This is a genomic window from Paucisalibacillus globulus DSM 18846, assembly GCF_000482485.1.
Lineage (GTDB): Bacteria > Bacillota > Bacilli > Bacillales > Amphibacillaceae > Ornithinibacillus > Ornithinibacillus globulus.
This window is the reverse complement of sequence record NZ_AXVK01000028.1, coordinates 78,119-99,794: the sequence shown is the minus strand read 5'-3', so window position 1 is coordinate 99,794 and position 21,676 is coordinate 78,119. Positions and strand designations below refer to the sequence as shown.

The window sequence follows — 21,676 nt, the reverse complement described above, 5'->3', positions numbered from 1 at the left end:
CTGGGAGGTGACACTGGATAAGTGGATAAGACCAGTAAGGTTCCGTTATATTTACAATTAATGGAAGATATTATTAAAAAAATTGAAAATAAGATATACCAAGTCGATCAAAAGCTACCACCTGAACGCGAACTTTGTGAGATTTATGGACTGAGTAGAATTACTGTTAGACAAGCCTTGCAAGAGCTTGAGCGAGAAGGTTATATTTATAAACTCCATGGTAAAGGTACTTTTGTAGCAACAAAAACGTTCCAACAGAATCTAGTTAAGCTATATAGTTTTACGGAAGAGATGAAGAAGGTAGGAAAGACACCGACAACAAAGGTGTTATCTTTTGCAGAAATTGAACTTGAGGAGCATCTGGCCAACAAGTTGAACTTAGATACGAATGAAGAAGTATTCCAAGTTACTAGGCTACGATTAGCTGATGATGAACCTTTGATGTATGAAACCTCCTATCTTCCAAAGAAACATTTTCCTAATCTATCAGCAACCGATTTGGTTGAAAGAGCCATGTATGATGTATTTAAGGAAGATTATAAAATTGTCGTCACGAGAGCAGTTGAAACTTTTTCAGCTACGTTAATTAAAGATAAAGAAGCGAAACAATTAAAAACGGAAAAAAATCAAGCTGCTATCCTGTTGAAAAGGCATGCTTATTATAATGAAAAGTTAATTGAGTACACAGTGAGTGTTGCTCGTGGTGATAAATTCACCTACACAGTCGAATTAGATAGTTAAAACTCTATTAATATTTCCTGTTTAGTTATATTAATAGAGTTATATTAAAAGGAAAGTGGTTATGACAACATAACCACATGATGAGAGAGGATGGTATTTATTATGTTTAATTTATCGGAAGAAAATTTGATAGAAATGAAAGCGGTTCATACGTCTAAAGAAATTTATCAACAACCTGAAGTTTGGAAAGGATTTGTTGAGAGCCTGACGTTAGTAAAGGATGAACTAAGAGGGTTTGTTCAATCCATCTATGATAAACATGGTCAAGTTCGTGTCATTTTTACCGGAGCGGGAACATCAGCATTTGCTGGTGACACGTTAGTTCCGATATTAAAAGATCAGTATAAAGAGAAAGTTCTATTTGAGGCAATTGCTACAACGGATATTGTTTCAAATCCAGATCAATACTTATTTGAAGATGCTCCAACTATTTTAGTATCGTTTGCCCGTTCGGGTAATAGTCCAGAAAGTATGGCAGCAGTTAAGCTTGGTGAACAAATAGTAAATGACTTCTATCAAGTAAATATTACATGTAATAAAGATGGGCAATTAGCTCAGAACAGTAAAAATAATGAGAAAAGCTTAGTTATTCTTACCCCAGAAGAAGCACATGATCAAGGGTTTGCGATGACAAGTAGTTACACAAGCATGATGATTGCTGCGTATATTCTATTTGCTAAGGAAGAGTTTGACTCCAATGTAACGATTAATGCTGGTAGCTTAGTAGAACGGATCACTGACACTATTGATCACGTACTAGATTTTGATTTTGATAGAATCGTATATCTTGGTTCTGGTTCCCTTGGCCAATTGGCACATGAAGCAGCGCTTAAGATGCTTGAATTAACTGCAGGTAAAGTGGTGGCAGTACATGAATCATCACTAGGATTCCGTCATGGTCCTAAATCCATTTTGACGGATAAGTCAGTAGTTACTCTATTTATGTCTTCTAATCCTTATACTCGCAAATATGATTTAGATATTTTACGAGAATTAGTAGCCGATGGAAAAGTGAAAGTGGTTGCATTAACGGAATCAAGAGATGAAGAAGTAGAAAAAATAGCTAATTGGACGATTACAGTAAATGAAACCGGAAACAAATTTACAAATGATTTCTCACTAGCATTACTTTATATTATTTTCGCACAAGTATTATCACTTAAAAAGTCTATTCAATTAGGGATTACACCAGATAATCCAAGTCCAGATGGATTGGTTAACCGAGTAGTTAAGGGTGTAACAATTTACGAAAAATAATTATCCAAAAAGGAAAGGTGATTTTTTATGTCAGGTCCAAATATTTTATCCACAAGAATCGATAATCGTCTAATTCATGGGCAAGTAGGGGTTACTTGGACGAACCATCTTGGAGCAAACTTAGTTGTTGTTGCTAACAATAAAGTTGCAGGAGATGAGGTTCAGCAAAGCTTAATGGAAATGGTGTTGCCGGATACGGTTCAAGCTCGTTTCTTTACGTTACAAAAGACAATTGATGTCATTCATAAAGCATCACCACGTCAAAAGATTTTCTTAGTTGTGAAAGATGTACAGGATGCACTTGCTTTGAAAGAAGGCGGTGTACCATTTACTTACTTGAATATTGGTAATATGCACTATGAAGAAGGAAAAAAACAAATCTCGTCAACCGTATCTGTTGATGAAAGTGATATTACAGCATTTAAACGTTTGGCAGAACTAGGTGTAGAGCTTGATCTAAGAGGAGTACCTAGTGACCGTGGTCAAAACATTTTAGAACTACTATAATAGCAGGTTTTGATTTTACAAAGATAATTGTCGTAACTAGGGAGGGAAAATCTAATGTTAGTAGAAGCGTTATTAATTGCTCTATGGGCAGGGATTGTTGGTATTGACCTATTTAACGGGTTAACACATATACACAGACCAGTAGTTACTGGGCTTGTAGTTGGTTTGATTTTAGGTGATGTCACTACCGGTTTAATCATTGGTGGTACATTAGAATTAATCTGGATGGGGATGGTACCACTTGCTGGTGCGCAACCACCTAACGTTGTCATCGGCGGTGTCATCGGTACCGCATTCGGTATTATTATTGGTCAAGAACCTACAGTAGCGGTTGGAGTAGCGATTCCATTTGCTGTAGCTGTACAAGGGTTAATTACTCTATTCTTTACCCTGTTTTCACCAGTCATGCACAAGGCGGACCAATATGCACTGGATGCGAACTATAAGGGAATAGAAAGAATTAACTATTTAGGATTAGTTATCTTATTTGTTTTCTATGCATTAATTGCATTCTTACCAATCTTCCTTGGAGCAGAACAAGCTGCAACTTATGTGGAATCTGTCCCACAATGGATTCTTGATGGATTATCAGTTGCCGGTGGAATTATGCCAGCAATCGGTTTTGCAATGCTACTGAAGATTATGATGAAAACCGAATATATTATGTTCTTTATTATCGGATTTGTATTAGCGGCTTATTTGAATCTACCAATTCTTGCAATCGCTTTAATTGGTCTTGCCATCGCGCTTTATGATTTTTATACAAATAAAAAAGGCTCAAACCAAGGACCTCGAGAGGAGGAAATAACAGATGGAATCTAATGCATATCAAGATTTAACTCCAGCTGAAGGTTTAAGTGGTAAACAATTACGCCATTTAGTATGGCGCTCCTTATTACTACAAGCTTCCTTTAACTATGAGCGTATGCAAGCAGCAGGATGGCTATATTCCATTCTTCCTGGATTGCGTCATATTCATAAGAATAAAAAAGATTTAAGTACTTCGATGAAAGAACATATGGAGTTCTTTAATACGCATCCGTTCCTAGTCACATTCATTATGGGTGTTATCCTCGCGATGGAGCAAAACAAAGAGGATCGAAATGCTATTCGTGGTATTAAAATTGCGATGATGGGTCCTCTAGGTGGTATCGGGGATGCACTGTTCTATCTGACATTACTCCCAATTACAGCAGGTATTGGGGCGTCACTTGCAATTGAAGGAAATATTTTTGGACCGATTGTTTTCCTTATCTTGTTTAACATTATTCACTTTGGTGTTCGTTTTGGATTAATGGGATATGGATATCGCATGGGGATTAAAGCGGTAGCGAAACTGAAAGAAGGTACAAAATTAGTATCACGAGCTGCATCTATTGTTGGTCTAACAGTTGTAGGTGGATTAATTGCAACGTATGTAGCATTTAATGTCGGTTATGTATGGAAGTCAGGAGAGGCTGAACTAGCAATACAAACGGATGTGCTTGACCAAATTATGCCTGGGTTACTTCCTTTAGCTTATACATTATTAATGTACTGGTTACTTAAAAAAGGCCGTTCACCAATCACATTAATTGTTCTTACAGTTGTTGTAGGATTGGTAGGAGCATATTTCGGTATTTTATAAAATTTAATAAGGGTTGGTTCCTAAGGACCGCCCTTGTTAGCTTTTGAAAAGAAAGGATGTTTAGCATGATTGGTATCGTATTGACAGGACATGGTGGATTTCCAAATGGGATGTTGGAATCGGTTGAATTAATCGCAGGGGATATTCAACATATCCAAGTTGTTCCGTTTCGTGATGATCAAGATAAATTGGAACAAGAATTACATGCGGCTATTTCAGCGGTGGATACAGGTAAGGGAGTCGTTTGTTTCACTGACTTGGCAGGTGGAACGCCGTTTAATGTAAGTAGTAAAATAGCTGCCACTACTGAAAATGTACGCGTTGTTGGTGGTACTAATTCGCCAATGCTATTAAGTGGACTTTTCAAACGGACTCTTGAACTAGATGCATTTACGGAAATGCTTTTAAAAGAAGGAAAAGAAAATATTAAGCAATTTATTGTAAAAAAGAAAGAAAAAGTGGAAATGGAAGATGGCATTTAACCTGAAATCATAATAGAAGGAAGTTATTTCAATGCTCTACTATATAAAAGCCGATAAGTTTCTATTAGAAAATAAGGAAAAGCATGGGGGCTATTTGAAAATAGAGAATGGCAAGTTTGGTGATTTTGTTTCTGATGTTCCAGAAGGTGCAAACGTTATGGACTGGAGTGGGCAAACCATAGCTCCCGGATTATTCGATACCCATATCCATGGTGTAAAAGGTCATGATGTGATGGATGGAAAGCCTGAGGCAGTACAAGAAATTTCCAAGGCAATACTTCCATTAGGGGTGACTAGGTTTTTACCAACGACATTAACTTCATCAAAAGAGGATTTAAAGCAAGCCATTCTTTCTATTAAAGAGGCTATAAATGTCGGACTGGAAGGGGCTCAGTCAGAGGGGATTTTCCTTGAGGGTCCGTATTTCACCGAAACACATAAAGGTGCACAAAATCCAAGCTATTTTCGTAATCCTGATGTGGATGAATTTAGAGAGTGGCAATCTTTAGCGGAAGGGATGATTGTAAAGATTGCATTAGCTCCTGAAAGGGAAAACGCACTTCCATTTACAGAAGAAGTTTCGAATGATGGAGTACTTGTTAGTATTGCACATACGGATGCTACGTATGATTGCTGTAAAGATATTGTTGACGCTGGGGCTCGGAATTATGTCCATTTATTTAATGGAATGACCGGACTACATCATCGTGAACCTGGTGTTGTTGGTGCTGCATTATCAGATTCAAGGGCATTTGCAGAGTTGATTTGTGATGGTTTTCATGTACATCCACAAGTGGCTTCCATGGCTTATCAGGTGAAACAAGAAAAGCTAATGTTAATCACTGACTGTATGCGTGCTGGATTAATGCCAGATGGGAATTACTATTTGGGGGAGTTTCCTGTCGTGATGAAGGATGGTATGGCTAGAACGGAGAGCGGATCGTTGGCTGGTAGCACACTACAATTAATCGATGGTGTGAAGAATCTAAGAGATTGGACGGATGAACCGCTTTATAAAGTATGGCATCGTGGTTCATTATCACCTGCAGAGAGTCTTGGGAAAGCTGATAAACTTGGCAGCATTGAAGCTGGTAAACTAGCAGACTATGTTGTATTGAATCCTAAGTTTGAAGTGCAAGCAACAGCAGTAGAAGGTGTCATTAACTATCAAAGGGAAGATTGATTGTTTTAAAAGGAGAATAATTGATGATATTAACCGTAACATTAAACCCGTCGGTAGATATTTCATATGAAATACCAAACTTTCAATTAGATGATGCGAATCGTACGAATGAAGTTCGGAAAACAGCTGGTGGTAAGGGATTAAACGTCACTCGTGTTTCCCATCTTTTAGGTGCAGAAGTAAAGGCAACTGGGATATTAGGAGGAACAATTGGCCAGTTTATTGAAAAAAAGTTAGATGACGATTCTATTAAACATGATTTCTATAAAATTGATCAAGAATCTCGTAATTGTATTGCTATCTTACATGATGGCAAACAAACAGAGGTCATGGAACCCGGCCCCACTCTATCTTCTGAGGAAGCAGAACTATTTGAGACTCATTATTTACGTCTATTGAACCAAGGAGTTCAAGTATTAACATTATCAGGAAGTTTACCAAAAGGAATCCAAACTGATTATTATGTCAAACTTATCGCACATGCGAATGAATTGGGAATTCCTGTTGTATTAGATACTAGTGGTGTGGCCCTGCATTCTGTATTATCTAGCAATACTGCGCGCCCGACGCTAATTAAGCCAAATCTAGCAGAACTCGAACAATTATTGGGAGAATCCGTAACCGCTAATGTAGAAGTATTAAAGAATGTTTTATTGAATCCATTGTTCCGTGATATAGCAACGATAGTAGTTACATTAGGTAAAGACGGGGCATTTGTGAAACATGAAGGAGACTATTATTCTGTTTCCATCCCGGAAGTCAAAGCTGTTAACCCCGTGGGATCTGGTGATGCAACAGTAGCAGGAATGGCAAAAGCCTTGGGAGAAGAACTTTCTATTGATGCTATTGTTAAACATGGTATGGCTGCAGGGATATTAAATGCATTGGAAAAGCAAACCGGCTATGTCCAAGCTTCTAATTTTGACCATTACTACCACATGATTACTGTGAATAAACTTTAAAAGGAGTTTTAAACATGGCAAAACTAACTGAGAAGAAAATGGAACTGATGAAGAAACTATCAAATTCAAATGGTGTTATTAGTGCATTAGCAATTGACCAAAGAGGGTCATTGAAAAAAATGATGGCGAATTCTGGTAGGGAGAATGTAGAAGAAGCTCTTGAAGCGTTTAAAGTTCATATTTCCAAAGAATTAACTCCTTACTCCTCATCGATATTACTGGACCCTGAGTATGGTTGGAAAGCAGCCGAGGAACGTGATGCAAATTCGGGCCTTTTAGTAGCATATGAAGAAACTGGTTATGATGCATCTGAGCCTGGTCGTTTGCCTGATTTATTACCATTATGGTCAGCGAAGCGTTTAAAAGAAAAAGGTGCAGATGGTGTTAAGTTTTTACTTTACTATGATATTGATGAATCTGCGGAAATTAATGAGCAGAAGCATGCATTTGTTGAGAGAATTGGTTCGGAATGTGTTGCTGAAGACATCCCATTTTACCTAGAAATCTTATCCTATGATGCTAAAAATGATGATGTTAAAAGTGAAGCTTACGCAAAGGTAAAACCAAGAAAAGTAATCGAGGCGATGAAGGTATTTTCTGATGATCGTTTTAATGTAGATGTTCTAAAAGTAGAAGTACCGGTAAACATGGCATTTGTTGATGGATATACAGATGGTCCGGTTGTTTATACGAAGGAAGAGGCTGCTAGTTACTTTAAACAACAAAGTGACGTCAGTGATATTCCATTTATATTCTTAAGTGCAGGTGTATCTGCTGAATTATTCCAAGAAACGTTATTATTTGCCAAAGAAGCAGGATCTACATTTAATGGCGTATTATGTGGGCGTGCTACTTGGAAAGATAGTGTAAATGTGTTTGCAGAACATGGTAGTGAAAAGACGGTTGAATGGTTGCAATCACAAGGGAGAAAGAATATTGAGGAATTAAATGCAGTTATTGATAAGACTGCAACTCCGTGGTGGAACCAGAAAGTAACAATTTAAATGCCGCGGGGACAGGTACCTCGGCGCAATGCGCCGAGGTACCTGTCCCCATGGCTCTTTACTCCAATTCTATTCTAACTTCTTTCACAACCTCATTTGCAATTACCTCGAGCGAAATCTCGCCTCTTCGTAATGCGGTTAGTTCGCCGGATTCCAAATCAAAGATGGCAGCATATCTCCTTGATAATTTTGCTTGGTCTAGCTCAGTACCTGTACCAAGAAAGACGTTTTCACTGCCTTCCCACATAACGGATGCTGGATAGCGTAATGGGAAGCTAAGACCCCCGGCTTGATTTCCTTCCGCTGATATAACCACTTTTTCACTAACAGAAACACTTTCCGGTGCGTTAATACTAATCGATTCCAGAATTGGACGAACCTCTGCTTGAATCCATTCTGCACGCGCATGCTTACTAGGTGATGCAGCATGCTCTGGGCCAAATCCTAGATTAGGGATTGGTCTTTCATCTACTCCAAACATTGTCCAAGCATAAAAACCTCCATCATCACTTGATCCATACGGTGCTTTCCCGGCAGATGCTGTCACCATATATGGAACTCCTTCTACACGTTCCAAATGAACCGTATGTGCATGGCCACTTATATAAATGGCCCCTTTTCCGCGAGAAACCTCACGATACTCTGTCAGCCAGTTTTCTATGAGCTCTGCTTCTTTTCTATCTGATAATTGACTATTCTTCGTTGGTAACGGATCACGGGTTGGATGATGGCCAAAGACAACAACATTATTAATAGAAGGGTCTGTTGCTGCTTCGTCCAATGATTGTTTTAATTCAATCATCTGGTCAAAATCACTCGTCCGGAAACTTCCGGTTGACGAATCAAGGAAAATAAAACGAGTTCCTTTATAATCAAAGTTGTACCGATTTTGTCCAAACACTGCTAAGAAATTATCTAATGAACCACTTCCCACTATTTCATGATTTCCTGGCGTATAATAGATTGGAAATGCATCGCCAACCTCTTCGTCTAAAATTTGTTTGGCAAATTCAAAATCTTCCTCCCATGCCGTATCAACGAAATCCCCATTAATCACGAGAAACTCTGGATCAGCTGCAACTATTTCACGAAGTGCTTTTCTCACCATTTGTACTTGTTGACTATTCGGTGACGCTGCTACAAATTGTGAATCATTTAGTACAGCAAATTGCCATGTGTCATTCCCTAATGTGTCATTCTGAATAATCAAAGAATCTGTAGTTATCTCTTCTTCTCCCGTGTGTTCAATCGAAGGGGGTACTTTTACCGTCAAATAATCAAAAATAAGCTGTCCAGCATATTGTTCCTGCTGATTGGTTTCTACCGGATAAATCCGCCATAGGTTGGCAGGATATTGAATTCCTTCCGGTAGTGTTGTCTCCACATACTTCCAGCCTGTCCAATTCACCTCATTGGCAAGAGTTAACGTATATCTTGTCCCAGTTGCATCCTCAAGCACCGTGCGAAGCCAGGCACCATTTCCATCTCCATGTACCCATAGTCCAATATTTTGCACATCACCGGGTAACTCAAGTAAAGGAGATGCTTGCAAATATGCTGCACGGGTAGCCGTGGTGGTCGAGAAGTCATAGCTTAACTCGATCGCTTTTCCGTTCCTACCATCTACTAATTGCATATCCGCTCCAACAGCTTCGGGATATTTTGTGAAATCCCATCCTTCCATCGTTTCAAAATCCGAAATAGCTACGGTCTCTAGTCCAACCGTAACTGGTAGATGAAGAACTTTGTCCAAAATGGATAGTTTGATTGCAGTCGATCCACCATCTTGCTTTGGAGTTACGGTAAAACTGCCATCTGAATTTTCTTGAACCATTATAACCTCCTCATCATACGCTATCGTCATATCACGAGGCTCAATTGGTGCAATGTAACCATCCTTATCAAATCCATTTATAGAAAAACTGGCTGTTCTTCCCATCTCTAATCCAATATAAGATTGGGTAGCCTCTATACGATCAAGTTCACCTAGTACTGTCATGTTCATTGTTCCTTTTGCTTCACGTATTTGTGCTTGTGCCTCTGCTTGTCCAGAAATTCTTGCAGTAAACACACCATCCTCGTTGAAGGAGCCTACTCGTCCAGGTAAAGCTTTCCACTTAATTGAGTCAACAGCTACAGGTGAAAAATTCTCATCATAGCCTAACCCGACAAAGCTTCTACTTAAGCCAGGAAACACGCGATTACTATGTTCGCTAGCTATCATGGTTTCCACTGCAAAATTTTTCAATTCGCCACTTCCACCTTCAACAAAAATACCAATGCCATTTGGCACAGAACGTTCAGATCCATCTGAAGGATTATTTACCACTTCGGCATCATCCTTACCAGGCATCCTTGCAACCATCGTGGAGGAACCGCCACCATCAATATTTAATGCTTGATAAGCGCCATATTCAGTCATTAATTCTCCCATTTCTTTCAGAGTCATTCCGCGACTTTCTGTTTGGCGACCATCCACTACGACTAATATCATCGTTTGTCCATCCTCAGAAAAACCGACTGCCGTTCTTGGTGCTGTCGTACTGTCATCCAAACCGTTAGTAACCACACCATTTTCGACTAACTGCATATTTCCACCAATAGCAAAATCCATGAGTGAATCCCCATCTACTCTTGGTTCATAAGTGATACTAACTTCATCCCCGACAGAAAGTTCTTGTAGTTGAATTGCGCCATTCTCTCTCCCAACTAGAATGAAAGTATCTTCTGCAATTGAACCACTGCCTGTTTGGGAAGATGTCGAAACAACTACACTATTTCGGACTTCTACTTCGAATGTCGTATCTGTACTAGGCCGCTCGGCTTGTCCCCATACCGAAGTATAAAGACCAATCCCGTTTACAGGAATACTAGATTGATTGAATGTAGAAAGATTGGCGAAACCAGAAGGCAATTGAACCGTCCCGTCTAGGAAAATATCCGAAATCTGTCCAATCCCATGTTGATCGACACCTGCTGTTAATGTATGGGAGCCTTGAGGTCCTTTTAATAGACTACCACTATGAATCATAGTTCCTAGCGGGGCTTTCGTATTATTAATATCAAAGAAATCTCCATTCACCCCAGCAACAGCCCCCGCCTGCTTAGTCAGCTCTGATACAGGCAATGCATCTGTAATGACACCTGGAAAAAGTAAATCCGCTGACACCGCATCATGTGCTATATCGATAGTCATCATTTCACCATTTACCCAACCACGTGCATCAAATCGTTCAAAGGTTGTTAACCCCATCCCCGGACCTATCTTGGTAGTTTCTTCATTTGCAAGAATTGTTTTCCCCTCGGGGCCAACCGTCATCGTAGGCTCTGCTTTATTTGAAGAAGCAGCCGGTGCATCCAAGGTCAGATCTTCCTCAGCTTGTACCACTGGAGAAAATGAAAAAACAATAAGTAACCCAACTAGGAAACTACTAATCCATTTTCGCTTAAACAAAATACCTCCCCCAATCCCTATAATTGTTACCATTCACCAAAGTAAAGCAAATAGCTCTACTAGCATTTATGTGAAAAACAGTGAACTTATACCACTTCACAAGTATAGATCCCCATTTTCCAACTTTATTCCTAGAGAGCCATGGGGACAGGTACCTTGGCCTGATATAGGGTCCAAAAATGCAAAAAGGACATGGACCGTTTGAATGTATTCGGTCATGTCCTTTTTGCATTGGAATGGGGGAGGAACGCTAGGGATGTTAATGTCACGTGTGTAAGCAAAAAGTCGCACGACAGTCAACTTAACATGCGACTTTTGGTTATTACTGCGCGAAAATGATGAATGCACGCGCGAGCTTAAGTACATTCCACGCGAGATGATAACGACCCCGCGCGACTTTCACAGATTTCCTACTATCCCATCCCCATTTATTCGGAAAGATTTAAAATCGTAACTTTCTCACGAGTCATGGATTCAAGGCTCTTCTTAATGCCTTGTGCACCCATACCAGATCCTTTAACCCCAATAAAAGGAAAATGATCTGGTCCACGTTCTGTACGTCCGTTAATTTGGACTGAACCAACTTCTAATTTATTAGAAATGGCGAATGCCTTGTTGATATCTTTAGTGAAGACACTTGCTTGTAGACCATAATCTGACCCGTTTGTTATGTTAATTGCCTCTTCATCAGAAGACACACGAATGATTGGTAATACAGGACCAAATGGTTCTTCCCAAGCTACTTTCATATCTGTTGTAACATGGTCAAGTAGAGTAGGGTAGATTAAATTCTGTTCCCGTTGGTTTCCAGCTAAAAGATGAGCACCTTGTTCAATCGCATCCGTAATTAATCCTTGTACAAAGTCAGCAGATTTATCATCAATTAAAGGTACAATCGTGCTGCCATTCTCTGGAGAACCTACAGATAGTTTAGCTACTTCTTCTGTTAAAAGTTTTACCAGTTCATCAGCTACATTTTCATGAACAAGGACACGTTTAATTGCTGTACAACGTTGGCCCGAGTACGAGAATGCTCCGCTAATGATTTGTATTGCAGCAAGGTGTAAATCGGCATCTTCCCGTACAATTCCTGGGTCTTTACCACCAAGCTCAAGAACAAGTGGAATCATATTTGCTTTTTTGGCTAAATTAGTACCTGTTTTCGTACCACCTGTAAAGGAAATCATATTAATTCCTTTGTGTTCCACAAGGTAATCCCCAATGACAGATCCCCTACCAGTAATTAAGTTTACAAGTCCTTTAGGTAATCCAGCGCGATGCATGGCTTCCATCATTTTTGTACCGCTAAGTGCACCTTGTGTAGCAGGTTTAAAAATCACCGCGTTTCCTGCGATAAGTGCGGGGGCAATTTTTGCTGCAGATAAATTTACTGGATAGTTGAACGGTGAAATAGCTAATACAACGCCTAGAGGAACTCGATCAACAATCGCAAGTTTTGATTTTGAACCACCTGGGAAACGATCTCCTCGCATACTTTCCCCATTCATATGTTGTGCTTCTTCAATTGTATAACGAATAAAGTCTGCAGTACGCACAACCTCTTTTCGAGCATCTTCATACCCTTTGCCGACTTCTTTCATAATCGTTTCGGCAATTTCATCTTGCATGCGGACTAATTCATCTGCCCATTTATATAAATATGTGCTACGCTCCTGAAGGGATTTCTCTGCCCATTCCTTCTGTGCTTCATGTGCGAATTGAATGGCATTATCTACTTCATCTCTCGTAACAGCTTGTACTTTTCCAATAACCTCATGAAGATATGGAGATGTAATATCAATCGTTTCTCCAGAATCACTATCTCTCCATTCCCCGTTTATATAGAATTGATTTGTTCTCGATGTTAATACACTAGATGTCATAACTTTTCTCCTTTCCGAAAGTAACATTATCTTAACAAACAAACACCCATCATTCAAAAAATATGCTTACACCAACACTTAGTACCAGGTACTAAGGTGCCTGTCACTCCTCGAGTTATGGCGAAATTCGTCGAACAGGTATTGGTAAAATACTGTAGGCTTAACTACTTTCCATAGAAGTATTGGAGGGTTACAATTGGGTCAGACTTTTAGTTTATTAATATTTAGGGGGGGTACAGTTTGGGAGCTACACATGTAAATGTAAATCAGGAATCTAAAGGAAGGAACAAGTTATTCTTGGTCGGGGGAGTGTTATTCACCTTTCTCCTTGCGGCGGTTGGATTTGCAGCGTCCCTTATCCCAGGACTTACATATGTTGGACAGATGGGATGCGCCATTATCATTGCTATTGTTTACCGGCAAATCTTCGGGTACCCGGAAATTCTTCGTGCTGGAGTTACATTTTCGTCTAAGAAGTTACTACGTTTAGCTATTATCTTGTACGGTCTACGTTTGAATATCGGAATCGTACTAAGTGACGGATTAGGACTTTTGTTAAAGGATGCCATCATTATTTTTGTTGCGATTGTGGCTATGGTTTGGTTGGCAAAAGTCATTAAAGCGGACGCTAATATCTCCTTATTATTAGGAGTTGGAACTGGTGTCTGTGGTGCAGCAGCGATTGCCGCAGTTGCCCCGATTGTGAATGCAGATGATGACGATACAGCAATTGGTGTTGGCATAATCGCCTTAATGGGTACGGTTTTTTCCATTATCTATACAATAGTACGTCCAATTTTGCCATTTGCTGCTGAGGATTATGGTATTTGGTCTGGAATGAGCTTACATGAACTTGCACATGTTGCATTAGCAGCAGCACCAGCCGGTCAAGATGCGCTAGCAATGGCGTTATTAGCAAAGCTAGGTCGAGTATTCTTACTCGTGCCACTATGTTTTATTTTGATCTACTTTATGAAACGGAAACGGACCGGACAGGAAAGTGAAGGAAAAACTATAGTTGCTTTTCCATACTTTTTACTAGGATTCATCGCAATGAGTTTATTTGGCAGCTTTGTTCTCGGTGACATTATCCCAGTGACAGAGCAAACATTAGAAGGGGTATATACATTCACCACATGGCTTCTAACTGCCGCAATGGTTGGACTGGGGTTGAGTGTAAGTTTGAAAGAAGTTAAGAATAAAGCGATGAAGCCATTGATTGCTATGACGATTGTTTCTGTTGTAGTGTCAGTTGTTGCGGTTGTGTTGGTGTGAAAGGCCATGGGGACAGGTACCTCGGCTCAGACGAGCCAAGGTACCCGTACCACTGTTCAATGTTTTAATAGAGACTACTTGCGCGTATATTGAGTTTATTTTCTTGATTATTTCTTTATCTCTGGCCATTTGCCCGAATGTGAAAGAACCGTCCACAGACTTACTCTGTACGGCGCGTCACTTCAAACAAATACTCACCTGTCTGTATAATTGCATACTGGCTAAAAGAAGTGCCAGAAGAAGTGTATGGAACCGCGTTTACCTCTCCAATTGGCGTTCGAACAATTGCAGTGATTCTTGTTATCAAACAAACTCCTCGATCGGGACGTTCCAAATACCACCATTCCCGGAAATATTGTACCTATCATCTGAACAAAAGAATGATGCATATTCTACAATCCCGCGTGCATCGTATGGTGTTGAGTTTACGATATTAACAGGTGGATAGCCAGTTACACCATCTTCTTCGTATGCCGATTCGCCAATATTCGTATTGACATTAACATTTACATCGACATTTATATTATTTCCTATTCTGTTTTCTGAATTCTGGTTATTCTCTCTCGGGTCATCATTCTGGTTTATATTTTGGTTTTTATGATCGTTTGGCATTTAATTTACCTCCTGAATAGTTACTCTATATATTATTCGAATTACTAGAGAGAGGTTGGACAAAATTACTGATATAATGGTGAAATTTTAATAGGAAAGAGTAAAAAGAGATTTTCTCTCTAAAAAGAAGAAGGAAGTAGAGATAATCTATCATTTAATTCAATTAAAAAAGGCCGTGGGGACAGGTACCTCGGCTTACTTGAGCCGAGGTAACTGTCCCCATGGCTTTATCTGTCCCCATGGCTTTATCTAGTATAAAAAGCTTACCTCTGACATAAGTATAACTAGCATATAAAACTGCTCGCTTTATAGTAAGATTAATTAAAGATTTGTTACTACTTTAAGGAGATAGATGAGTTCGAATGAATGCGTATTTTTCTAAAAAATTTAAAAGGGAGCGAGATGAATATGCTTACTAAACTAGCATTCATAGGTGCTGGGTCTATGACGGAAGCGATGATTTCTGGAATTGTAAACAAGGGATTTTTAAAGAAAGATAATATTATTGTAACGAATAGAAGGAATCAAGAACGTTTAAATTTTCTCCAAGAAAAATATCAAATCCATTGTGTGCGGGATAGCAAAAAGGCGGTAAAAGATGCAGAAATTATTATTTTATCCATGCAACCATTTGATGTAAAAGAAGCTGTTCAATCTCTAGAGAGAAGTGTTACGTCTGATCAGTTAATTATATCTGTTGCTGCAGGGATTTCCACTGAATTTATTTCTAGCCTTTTCCATGAGCATGTACCAATCATTCGAGCGATTCCAAATATGCCTGCTTCAATTGGACTTGCTGCAACAGCAATTGCAAAAGGAGAAAGCGCATCAGAAGAGCATGTACGAGTGGCTAGAGCTCTATTTAATACCATTGGTACGACAGCTGTTATTGAAGAAGAAGATATGCATATCGTTACAGGGCTATCTGGAAGTGGACCAGCTTTCGTATATTATTTAGCAGAAGCAATGGAAAAAGCAGCAGTGGAATTGGGATTGGAGATAGGTGCTGCAAAAACTCTAATTTCACAAACCTTCTTAGGGGCAGGAAAAATGTTACTACAAACAAATAATTCTGCAACAGAATTAAGAAAACAAGTCATGAGTCCAGCTGGAACGACAGAAGCAGGGATTAATACGCTAGTAAACTATGAATTTGAAAGGATTATTTTTGAATGTATTAAGAGCGCTCGAGATAGGTCGATTGAATTAGGTAGATAGATGAAATTTGGTACATAGAACTGCGAACTATACCCCACGTTAAAGGTGCAAATATACCAAAATAACCAACTGCCTTTTGTTTTTTAGTAGTTTGGAAAGTATAAATTCTTTCCGTCGACATAAGAAAAACTAACACATTCGCCAAAAGATGAACGAATGCAAGTTTTTCTAAACAAAAGGCAGTTCAATTATTTAAATAATGAATTCCATGCCATCTTCCGCGATGAAAAATCCTTTTTTCAAAAGCTCTTTTCGCTCTTCACCCGTTGAAACTAAGGCGGGATTTGAGTGATTTAGATGAGTAAAATATATGTCAGTTTGCGATGTCACCTCTTGAAGTTTCTCCATTGTTGTTGTCATTAATGGATGCGGAACTTCCCTGAAGTCACGTCCGATATGTTCTAAATCTCTTGGAGAGTGAAATGTTCCATCTAACAAACATATGTCTGCTTCTTTACAGGCATCAACGATATCAATCTCCCACTCCTCCCAGCGGTCGATATCTGGAATATATAACACTTTTTTATTTGGCCCGATTATCCGAAAAGCAAATGTCTCAGAAAATTCATTTCGATGTGGAACTAAAACAGGTAAGACAGAAAATTGTTCATTAATTTTTACAGATTCCTCATTTCGAAGATCCTTAAGCATAATGTTTTCAAGTTTTGTTAACAGTTGCCAAGGAGCGTTATTCTCCAACATATGTTTCATTTTAGCTCCTGCAAATACGGGGACGTTGGTCGTATTTATTCCTTCCTTGCCTAAAAATAACAGGCCTGGAAGATGCCCCATATGTGCATGAGTTAAAAAGATACTGCTCATTATTGTTCCCTCTAGCTGAAACGTCATTTGAAGCTTGCTCATTTGTTCTTTTAAATCAGGTGTTGCATCAATTAAATGCCATTTTTTTTTCTCTGGTAAAACAATTGCAAGTGCGGAAGCGGTACGTCTGAAATTGGGATTGTTTATTGCCCGTTTACAATTCTCACAAAAACAATTTGGGTGTGGGAGACCGCCATCTTGTGCAGTTCCGATAACTGATAAAATAACCTTACTCATGCTGTATGCTCTCCTTTTTCTAAAGTTGATTCATTATCATAATTTTTCCGAGAAATGGTCCATCCTGTAAATCCAAATAAAATATTAACTAACGGTACTAGGAATACAAAGAAGGAAAAGGGAATAAATTCTTCGGGACTTAGTCCAAAGATGCCTGCTGCAAAGACTGCAGGAACTCCCCATGGTACTAAATTAATGCCAACTGTCCCTGCTGCTTCTACTGCCCGTGACAGGTTTTTTGTATCAATTCCCATTTCTTTATATTTATCTACTAACGTTCTTGCTGGTAAAATAATCGCCAAGAATTGTGCACCAGTAGAAAATGCAACAACAAAGGTTGCGAAAATCGTAGACGTAATTAGAGAACTAGTTTTTCTAACCTTTGCCATCATTTTTCTTGTTAGGACATGAAATGCTCCAGAGGTTTCCAATATACCACCGAGTGCTGTAGCAAGTATCAAAATTGCTATCGTTCCTAGCATGGACGTTAACCCACCTTGATTTAATAAGGATTTAATCGCTTCTAAATCAGATTCTCCTGTAAATCCACTGGTCATGGTTTGAATAATGTTCCCTATGGATACCCCTTGAACGAAAACTGCTAGAAGGGCACCGAGCAAACTGACAGTAATTAAAGTAGGGATAGCAGGAGTTCGTCTAATCATTAGAATGATAGTTAGTATTGGCATGCCAAGCAGTAAAGGATGTATTACAAATATGTCATTTAACCCATTTTTTAAACTATTAATTGTTGCTGTATCAGTAATCCCACTCCCAGCATCCGTATTACTAATAATCCAAAATAATAGGATTGAAATGGCAAATGCAGGAATGGTATCCCAAAGCATATGTTTTACATGGCTAAACAAATCAGTGTCTGCCATCGCGGGTGCTACGTTGGTTGTATCCGATGCTGGTGATAATTTATCCCCGAAGTAGGCACCTGAAATAACAGCACCTGCAACGAGTGCAGCGGGAAAACCAAGACCTTCTCCAATAACCATAAATGCAAGCCCTATAGTTGCTATGGAAGTAAATGAACTTCCAAGTGTTACCGCAACGATACCAGTGACTATAGCAACAATAGGCACAAAAATTTCAGGCTTTATTATGGTTAAACCGTAGAAAATAATGGTCGGAATTACACCGCTAGCTATCCAAGAACCAATAATTGTACCGATGATGAGTAAAATAAAAACTGCTGGTAAAGCTCTACTTACACCGTTAACCATCATTGTTTGAATCTCTTCCCACTTCCATCCACATAAGTACGAAATCAGTGCCGCTGCAATAATTCCAAAAATCAGTGGGAAGTGCATACCGGCTCCCCAAATAAACACAGACAATGCCCCAGTAATGATGATTGCAAAAATGGGTAATAACGCTAGACTAACTGACATCTCTTTTTTCATGAGAAGATTCCTCCTTGTATTTGTATATAAATTAAAAAAGCTTCCATCCCCAAAAGAAGGGACGAAAGCTTCGTGGTACCACCCTAATTAGTAGATTGCTCTACTCACTCTAATAGATAACGGCCAAAACCGGAAAAATCAGCTCCCTATTTGTACTTCGTTCTACACCTTGCCTGATTCACACCAACCATCAGGTCTCTGATTTTTCAAGTAATGTAAAACTACTAGAATAGTTCATCGCCTTTATTATATGAAGTTGTAATATTCAAAAACTATAAATGAAAATAAAAAGAGCCATCATCCCCAAAACAAGGGACGAAAGCTCCGTGGTACCACCCTAATTAGTAGATTGCTCTACTCACTCTAATAGATAACGGCCGAAACCGGAAAAATCAGCTCCCTATTTGTACTTCGCTCTACACCTCGCCTGATTCGCACCAACCATCAGGTCTCTGATTACAAGTAATGTAAAACTACTAGAATAGTTCATTGCTTTTATATCGTTATGAAATTGAAAGAGTAATGGAAAATAGAAAAAGCCTCCATCCCTAAAAGGGACGGAAGCTCCGTGGTACCACCCTAGTTAGCAGAAATATCTCTGCTCGCTTGATTAGATAACGGCCGAAACCGGAAAAAATTCTGCTCCCTATTTGTACTTCGCTCTACACTCTGCCTGGTTTGCAGCAACCACCAGGTCTCTAATTTTCAGGGGATGTAAAAGCTACTAGAATAGTTCTATGCATTTCTGTCATAAAGTTAAGGAAAATCATAAAGCATATAAAAAGAATTGTCAAGGGGAAAATTTTAAAATGCCGTGGGGACAGGTTCCTTGGCTCTTTAGAGCCAAGGAACCTGTCCCCACGGATTGATTATATGAATCTTCTATTCAACTAAATTTATTATAATCTGATATAATGATTAACAGTTAGTATCTAGTGCTAAAAAATAGAGGTGGTAAAGTTGAATAGAGAAGATTTAATTGCACCAGAAAATTATAATATTGTAATGGAATTTGAGAAGTATGCTAAAGAACCAAATCGGCTTGCGGTTATTTGGGAAGATGAACAAGGTACCAGACGAGAAATTACGTATAAAAACTTAATTAGAAATGCAAATAAAATTGGTAATATATTTTTAGAAAAGGGTCTTAAAAAAGGGGATAAGTTACTCGTTATGATGCCCCGCCTAATCGATACGTATGAGGTCTATATTGCAGCATTAAAAACTGGAATCATCATTATCCCAAGTTCGGAAATGTTTCGAACAAAGGATTTACAGTACCGAATCGCCCATGGTGAAGTAAGTGGTGTTGTATGTCATTCTGATTATACTGATGAATTCACAGGAATGGCAGAGTATGATGAGCTTGTGAAATTTACCGTTGATGAGCCTGTTACGGAATGGAATCATTTAGATGGCTTGAAGGAATCTGCTTCCGATCAATTGGAAATTGTTGCAACATCCAGGGATGATCTTGCATTTTTACCATATACATCCGGTACAACGAGTAATCCTAAGGCGGTTATGCACACGCATGCTTGGGGATTCGCCCATATGAGTTCTGCTCCTGCACACTGGCTAGGAATTAAAAATGGCGATACGGTTTGGGCAACGGCAGCCCCTGGTTGGCAGAAATGGGTTTGGAGTCCATTTTTATCGGTATTAGGATCTGGTGCTACAGGATTTGTGTATAGCGGAAAATTTGAACCAAAGAAATATCTATCTTTAATCGAGGAAAATAGGATTAATGTATTTTGTTGTACCCCAACGGAATATCGACTTATGGCAAAATTAAATAATCTAGCAGACTATGATTTATCTGCAGTCCACAGTGCGGTATCCGCTGGTGAACCGTTAAACCGAGAAGTCATCGATCAGTTCGAAAAGTATTTTAATATCACAGTTAGGGATGGCTATGGCCAAACGGAAAATACATTACTATTAGGATTTTTAAAGGGTATGAAAGTAAAAGCCGGCTCGATGGGAAAACCTACTCCAGGAAATAACGTACAATTAATTGATGAAGACGGAAATGCAGTGGAAGTTGGAGTTGTTGGTGATATTGCCATCCCACTGGATACACCGGCACTATTTAAAGGGTATTACAAGGATGAGGACCGTACACTGAAAACACATCGTGGTAACTTCTATATTACCGGTGACCAAGCTTCACTGGATGAGGAAGGTTATTTCTGGTTTGAAGGTAGAAACGATGATATTATCATTAGCTCTGGCTATACAATTGGACCATTTGAAGTGGAAGATGCATTGGTAAAGCATCCAGCAGTAAAAGAATGTGCTGTTATTGCTAGTCCGGATGAGATTCGCGGGAATGTGGTAAAAGCATATATTATATTACAGAATCATGTGGTAAATGCAGGAGAGGAATTAGTAAAAGAACTGCAAAACCATGTGAAACAGTCCACTGCACCATACAAATATCCTAGGAAAATAGAGTTTGTAGATGAACTACCGAAAACAACATCGGGGAAAATTCGTCGCGTTGAGTTGAGACAGCGGGAAAAACTAAGTTTAAAATAGGTAAAACTTGCCATGGGGACAGGTACCTCGGCTCGGTTGAGCCAAGGTACCTGTCCCTGTGGATCCATTAACTTCTTGTATTTCTAGCGTTGGATTTTCCTTTATTGCGTCTTTGCTCATCTGGCCTTTTAGCTTCATTTTGTTTTTCCTTTGGTGCATGTGAGTCTTTAACCATGTTCATTCCTCCGTCGTTTATAAAATTTAGAAAAGCTATCATAGGATTATTGTTATCGATTTGTTTAGATATATTCAAAAAAAGATGCCGTGGGGACAGGTTCCTTGGCTCGATTGAGCCAAGGAACCTGTCCCCACGGCATTTCAGTCACAAAGCATTAACATTTGTCGAATTGAAGTTATGATATGATGAAATTGGAAGAAGTGTAGTATAAATAAGTTCTTTATCAAAACAGATGAGGCAGTCCCTAGCTAGTATCCATCATCAGATTGCGTCTACTGATG

At 39.1% G+C, this 21,676-nt stretch carries 18 protein-coding genes and 3 other annotated features; of the genes, 12 read left to right on the top strand and 6 right to left on the bottom strand.

Annotated features, from left to right (window positions below):
• Positions 1-21: 21 nt before the first annotated feature.
• The 9 genes from K332_RS0108960 (at position 22) to lacD (ending at position 7,763) form a co-directional block, all read left to right on the top strand.
• Entirely contained in the window at positions 22-741 is a 720-nt protein-coding gene (locus K332_RS0108960) for a GntR family transcriptional regulator (RefSeq protein WP_026907149.1), read from the top strand.
• 102 nt (positions 742-843) lie between these two features.
• Positions 844-1,998, top strand: a complete 1,155-nt coding sequence (locus K332_RS0108955; protein WP_026907148.1) for an SIS domain-containing protein — start codon at positions 844-846, stop codon at positions 1,996-1,998.
• Between the two features lie 27 nt (positions 1,999-2,025).
• Positions 2,026-2,505, top strand: a complete 480-nt coding sequence (gene agaV, locus K332_RS0108950) for a PTS N-acetylgalactosamine transporter subunit IIB (RefSeq protein WP_026907147.1) — start codon at positions 2,026-2,028, stop codon at positions 2,503-2,505.
• Between the two features lie 54 nt (positions 2,506-2,559).
• Positions 2,560-3,327: a PTS N-acetylgalactosamine transporter subunit IIC gene (gene agaW / locus K332_RS0108945; RefSeq protein WP_026907146.1), complete on the top strand. Its 768-nt coding sequence runs from the start codon at positions 2,560-2,562 to the stop codon at positions 3,325-3,327.
• Positions 3,317-4,132, top strand: coding sequence for a PTS system mannose/fructose/sorbose family transporter subunit IID (locus K332_RS0108940; protein WP_026907145.1), 816 nt, complete (start codon positions 3,317-3,319; stop codon positions 4,130-4,132). Before agaW ends, K332_RS0108940 begins: the two co-directional genes overlap by 11 nt.
• Before the next feature lie 65 nt (positions 4,133-4,197).
• Positions 4,198-4,614: a PTS sugar transporter subunit IIA domain-containing protein gene (locus tag K332_RS0108935; RefSeq protein WP_026907144.1), complete on the top strand. Its 417-nt coding sequence runs from the start codon at positions 4,198-4,200 to the stop codon at positions 4,612-4,614.
• 31 nt (positions 4,615-4,645) lie between these two features.
• The gene (gene nagA / locus K332_RS0108930; protein WP_026907143.1) at positions 4,646-5,797 is read left to right on the top strand and encodes an N-acetylglucosamine-6-phosphate deacetylase; all 1,152 of its coding nucleotides are present in this window, start codon (positions 4,646-4,648) and stop codon (positions 5,795-5,797) included.
• Positions 5,798-5,820: 23 nt separating this feature from the next.
• Positions 5,821-6,759: a hexose kinase gene (locus K332_RS0108925; RefSeq protein ID WP_026907142.1), complete on the top strand. Its 939-nt coding sequence runs from the start codon at positions 5,821-5,823 to the stop codon at positions 6,757-6,759.
• A gap of 14 nt (positions 6,760-6,773) precedes the next feature.
• A complete protein-coding gene (gene lacD, locus K332_RS0108920) occupies positions 6,774-7,763 on the top strand; it encodes a tagatose-bisphosphate aldolase (RefSeq protein WP_026907141.1) in 990 nt (329 codons plus the stop codon).
• A gap of 58 nt (positions 7,764-7,821) precedes the next feature.
• Here lacD and K332_RS22245 read toward each other — a convergent pair whose 3' ends face one another.
• Both K332_RS22245 and K332_RS0108910 read right to left on the bottom strand, forming a co-directional pair.
• Entirely contained in the window at positions 7,822-11,217 is a 3,396-nt protein-coding gene (locus K332_RS22245; RefSeq protein WP_051359403.1) for a phosphodiester glycosidase family protein, read from the bottom strand.
• A gap of 428 nt (positions 11,218-11,645) precedes the next feature.
• Positions 11,646-13,100 (bottom strand): NADP-dependent glyceraldehyde-3-phosphate dehydrogenase, encoded by a 1,455-nt coding sequence (locus K332_RS0108910; RefSeq protein WP_026907140.1) that lies wholly within the window; start codon positions 13,098-13,100, stop codon positions 11,646-11,648.
• 240 nt (positions 13,101-13,340) lie between these two features.
• Between K332_RS0108910 and K332_RS0108905 the strand changes: the two genes are divergently transcribed.
• Positions 13,341-14,375, top strand: a complete 1,035-nt coding sequence (locus K332_RS0108905) for a YeiH family protein (protein WP_026907139.1) — start codon at positions 13,341-13,343, stop codon at positions 14,373-14,375.
• Positions 14,376-14,535: 160 nt separating this feature from the next.
• On the opposite strand, the gene K332_RS24290 is transcribed toward K332_RS0108905, so the two are convergent.
• Positions 14,536-14,682, bottom strand: coding sequence for a hypothetical protein (locus K332_RS24290; protein ID WP_211237412.1), 147 nt, complete (start codon positions 14,680-14,682; stop codon positions 14,536-14,538).
• Positions 14,679-14,987: a hypothetical protein gene (locus K332_RS24285; protein WP_026907138.1), complete on the bottom strand. Its 309-nt coding sequence runs from the start codon at positions 14,985-14,987 to the stop codon at positions 14,679-14,681. Before K332_RS24285 ends, K332_RS24290 begins: the two co-directional genes overlap by 4 nt.
• A gap of 408 nt (positions 14,988-15,395) precedes the next feature.
• Between K332_RS24285 and proC the strand changes: the two genes are divergently transcribed.
• On the top strand, positions 15,396-16,205 hold the full coding sequence (gene proC, locus K332_RS0108895) for a pyrroline-5-carboxylate reductase (protein WP_245604651.1): 810 nt from the start codon (positions 15,396-15,398) through the stop codon (positions 16,203-16,205).
• Between the two features lie 192 nt (positions 16,206-16,397).
• Here proC and K332_RS0108890 read toward each other — a convergent pair whose 3' ends face one another.
• Together K332_RS0108890 and nhaC are read right to left on the bottom strand one after the other, a co-directional pair.
• The gene (locus tag K332_RS0108890) at positions 16,398-17,264 is read right to left on the bottom strand and encodes an MBL fold metallo-hydrolase (RefSeq protein WP_026907136.1); all 867 of its coding nucleotides are present in this window, start codon (positions 17,262-17,264) and stop codon (positions 16,398-16,400) included.
• On the bottom strand, positions 17,261-18,676 hold the full coding sequence (gene nhaC, locus K332_RS0108885; RefSeq protein WP_026907135.1) for a Na+/H+ antiporter NhaC: 1,416 nt from the start codon (positions 18,674-18,676) through the stop codon (positions 17,261-17,263). Before nhaC ends, K332_RS0108890 begins: the two co-directional genes overlap by 4 nt.
• 54 nt (positions 18,677-18,730) lie before the next feature.
• Positions 18,731-18,923, bottom strand: a binding site (T-box leader).
• A 61-nt stretch (positions 18,924-18,984) separates the two neighbouring features.
• Positions 18,985-19,175: a binding site (T-box leader), on the bottom strand.
• 51 nt (positions 19,176-19,226) lie between these two features.
• Positions 19,227-19,423, bottom strand: a binding site (T-box leader).
• A 213-nt stretch (positions 19,424-19,636) separates the two neighbouring features.
• On the opposite strand from nhaC, the gene mbcS reads away from it, so the two are divergent.
• Positions 19,637-21,217, top strand: coding sequence for an acyl-CoA synthetase MbcS (gene mbcS / locus K332_RS0108875; RefSeq protein WP_026907134.1), 1,581 nt, complete (start codon positions 19,637-19,639; stop codon positions 21,215-21,217).
• The last annotated feature ends 459 nt before the right edge of the window (positions 21,218-21,676 follow it).